Origin of the sequence: Sandarakinorhabdus sp., assembly GCF_041689835.1 — a bacterium.
Classification (GTDB): domain Bacteria; phylum Pseudomonadota; class Alphaproteobacteria; order Sphingomonadales; family Sphingomonadaceae; genus Sandarakinorhabdus.
The window spans coordinates 1-2,973 of sequence record NZ_JBDNFM010000261.1 but is presented as its reverse complement, the minus strand read 5'-3'; the positions used below and the strand labels follow the sequence as shown (position 1 = coordinate 2,973).

Here is a 2,973-nt window from a genome sequence, read left to right as displayed (position 1 = left end):
GTTGGCGGGCACGTTCAGCAGGCGGGCCGCGCTGGCCAGTTCGCTGCTGCCGCCGCCATCACGCTGGTTCCACATCCACCACGCCCAGCCGCCGGCTGCCGCCAACGCAGCCGGGACGATGCGGCCGCTGCTGAGGAAGCGGAAGGCGAGCAAACCGGCCACCGCCAGTCCGCCATAGCGCAGCAGGTTGGGGACCAATTCGCCCCGTTTGTGCAGCCACCAGGCGATGGCCGCGACAGCGATGAGCGCGAGCCGCATCAGGCCGGCATTTCCACGCCGCCGGGCAGATTGAGCCCGGCGATGAGCGCGCGCAATTCGTTGCGGGCGGCAACATGCGACAGCGAAAAATCGGTGAGCACGGCGCGATCGAGCAGGGTGAGCCCGCGCGGGAAAAATTCGCGGAAGATCACGCGTTCCGACAGGCCGGGCAGCACGCGGAAACCAATGCGGCGCGACAGCGATTCCAGCGCCGCCCCCACCCGCTGCTTGTTGCGGGCGTCAAGTGTTGACAGGCGGTTCCTGAGCACCACCCAATCCATCGGGCGGCCTTCGTCGCGAGCGCGGCGGGTGCGGGCTTCCCATACCATTTCGGCATAAAAGCTGGGCTTTTTCACTTCGAATGTTTCGCCGTCGACCTCGCCGATCAGATCGAAATCGACGAAACTGTCGTTGATCGGCGTCACCAGCGTATCCGCGCGGGCCATGGCAGCGCGGGCCAGCGCCGAATCGCGGCCGGGCGAATCGACAATGACATAATCCTGATGGCTCGCCTGTTCAAAGCGCAACACCAATTCGGCTTCGGCGCCGTCGCCGTCGGCCACCACCACCGCGGCTGGCCCCGGCAGATTGATGGCGCGGCGCTGGGCATGGTTCCAGCGGTTTTCCAGATACCGGGTGGATGTGCGCTGCCGGCTGTCGAGATCGATCAGCGCGGTCTGCTTGCCGGCCAGGGCCAAAGCGACGCCGATATGCACGGCGGTGGTGGATTTGCCGGTGCCGCCTTTTTCATTGGCCAGCACGATCACATGCGCGGTCACAGTCGTCCTTCGTTCCTGCTTGCAGTTGGCTGCTGTATCGCCCACAGCGCCGCCACCCTGTCAACGGTAACGGCGCGAAACTTCGCATGACACATCGGCTTCCCACGGTCAGAACCCCGGCCGAACTGCGCGCCGCGGTGCGCGGCTGGCACGCCGCCGGCCAGCGAGTCGCGTTGGTGCCCACCATGGGCGCGCTGCACGCCGGGCATCTGGCGCTGGTGACCAGGGGACTTGAACTGGCCGATGTGGTGGTGGCCTCGATCTTCGTGAACCCCAAGCAGTTCGGCCCCGGCGAGGATCTGGAGCGTTATCCGCGCGATGAAGCCGGCGATGCAGTGAAGCTGGCCGGCGCGGGGTGCAGCCTGCTGTACGCGCCCGATGTCGCTGTCATGTACCCGCCGGGCTTTGCCAGTTTCGTGCGCGTGGCGGGTCTGCCCGATCTTTTGTGCGGGCGGGTGCGGCCGGGACATTTCGATAGCGTGGCGACCGTTGTGGCCAAGCTGCTGAGCGCGGCCCAGGCCGATCATGCGGTGTTTGGCGAAAAGGATTGGCAGCAACTCGCCATCATCCGCCGCATGGCTGCCGATCTGGATATCGGCACGCAAATCGATGGCTGCGGGATCGTGCGCGATGGCGATGGCTTGGCGCTGTCGAGCCGCAATGCCTATTTGTCGGCTGATGAGCGCGTGCGGGCGCTGGCGCTGCCCCGCACGCTGGATGCCGTTCGCACTTCGATTCTGGCCGGCATGCCGGTGGCCGCCGCGTTGGCTGCGGGCGAACGCAGCATCAAGGCGGCCGGTTTTGCCAGGCTGGACTATCTGGAGCTGGTGGACGGCGAAACGCTGTACAGCCTCGGCGCGGCGGCTCCGGGCGCGCGGCTGATGGTGGCCGGCATCATCGGCACGACCCGCCTGATCGACAATATCGCGGTTTAGCGTCGCCGCATTTCCAGGGTGGGGTTCCAGCTTTGGCCGTAAGGAGTGGTCCATGGGCCGCGATAGCCCCCAAAGCCGCCGCCAAAGCCGCCGCCAAAATTATTGCCAATCAGCAGATTGTTTTGCGCGTCGCCGCTGGTGTAGCCGAGGCTGACACCCGAAATTCCGCCCCAGCGGCTGGTGCCTTGCATCACCGAGATGGCTGCGGTGCCGGTTTCGCCCACTGGCATCACGGCGGTGCCGCTAATGCCGAAGGTGCCGCCGCTGCCGGCAAACATGCTCATTTCGCCGTGGACCTTGCGATCGCGAACTGCGGGGCCGCCGTCACCATTGAATTCAGGATAAAGCGAGCGGCCGAGCACGGAGGAACGCTGCGCTTGTTCAGGGGTGAGCACCGGAGTCCGTTCCGGCCCGTTGGCAGCAGCGGCAATTACCGCTTCACGTTGCGTGTCCGACAGGCGGACAATCTCCGTTGCGCCGAGTGGCAGTGGCGCAGGCAGGGTGGCCGTGACGGCGAGCAGGAACATGAATCGCATGAGGCATCCTAGCACAGATCAGCCTTGCGCCTGCCTGAATGGGCCGTGGGCATCAAGATATTCGATTTCCTCGATCACGGACTTCGTTTCGCGGGCGAGATAATCGGTAACGGCGCTGCGGAAACCGGGGTTGGGGATGTAGTGGGCAGATATCACCGGGGTGGGCCGATAGCCGCGCGCCAGCTTGTGCGCGCCTTGCGCGCCGGCTTCAACGCGGGAACGGCCGTTGTTGATCGCCCATTCGATGGCCTGATAATAACACAGCTCGAAATGCAGGAACGGCACGTCCTCGGTTGCCCCCCAATAGCGGCCATACAGACATTCATCACCGATGAAATTGAGCGCGCCCGCAATCGGCTGGCCGTTTTTCAGGGCAAGCATCAGCAGCACACGGTCGCCCATTGCCGCGCTGATCAGGCTGAAGAACGCGCGTGTCAGATAAGGCTGGCCCCATTTGCGCGCGCC

General features: G+C 65.2%; 5 protein-coding genes. 1 reads left to right on the top strand and 4 read right to left on the bottom strand.

The annotated features are described in order from the left end of the window. Nucleotides 1-258, bottom strand: a 258-nt coding sequence (locus ACESL8_RS13140; RefSeq protein WP_372919578.1) for a hypothetical protein, incomplete at its 3' end; no start/stop codon positions are given. Next, a complete protein-coding gene (locus ACESL8_RS13135; protein WP_372919576.1) occupies nt 258-1,037 on the bottom strand; it encodes a division plane positioning ATPase MipZ in 780 nt (259 codons plus the stop codon). The genes ACESL8_RS13140 and ACESL8_RS13135, both read right to left, overlap by 1 nt. 86 nt (nt 1,038-1,123) lie before the next feature. Between ACESL8_RS13135 and panC the strand changes: the two genes are divergently transcribed. Further along, nucleotides 1,124-1,972 (top strand): pantoate--beta-alanine ligase, encoded by an 849-nt coding sequence (gene panC, locus ACESL8_RS13130; RefSeq protein ID WP_372919574.1) that lies wholly within the window; start codon nt 1,124-1,126, stop codon nt 1,970-1,972. On the opposite strand, the gene ACESL8_RS13125 is transcribed toward panC, so the two are convergent. Further along, the gene (locus tag ACESL8_RS13125) at nt 1,969-2,508 is read right to left on the bottom strand and encodes a hypothetical protein (RefSeq protein WP_372919572.1); all 540 of its coding nucleotides are present in this window, start codon (nt 2,506-2,508) and stop codon (nt 1,969-1,971) included. The genes panC and ACESL8_RS13125 overlap by 4 nt on opposite strands. A gap of 18 nt (nt 2,509-2,526) precedes the next feature. Next, on the bottom strand, nt 2,527-2,973 hold a 447-nt coding region (locus ACESL8_RS13120; RefSeq protein WP_372919570.1), incomplete at its 5' end, for a GNAT family N-acetyltransferase.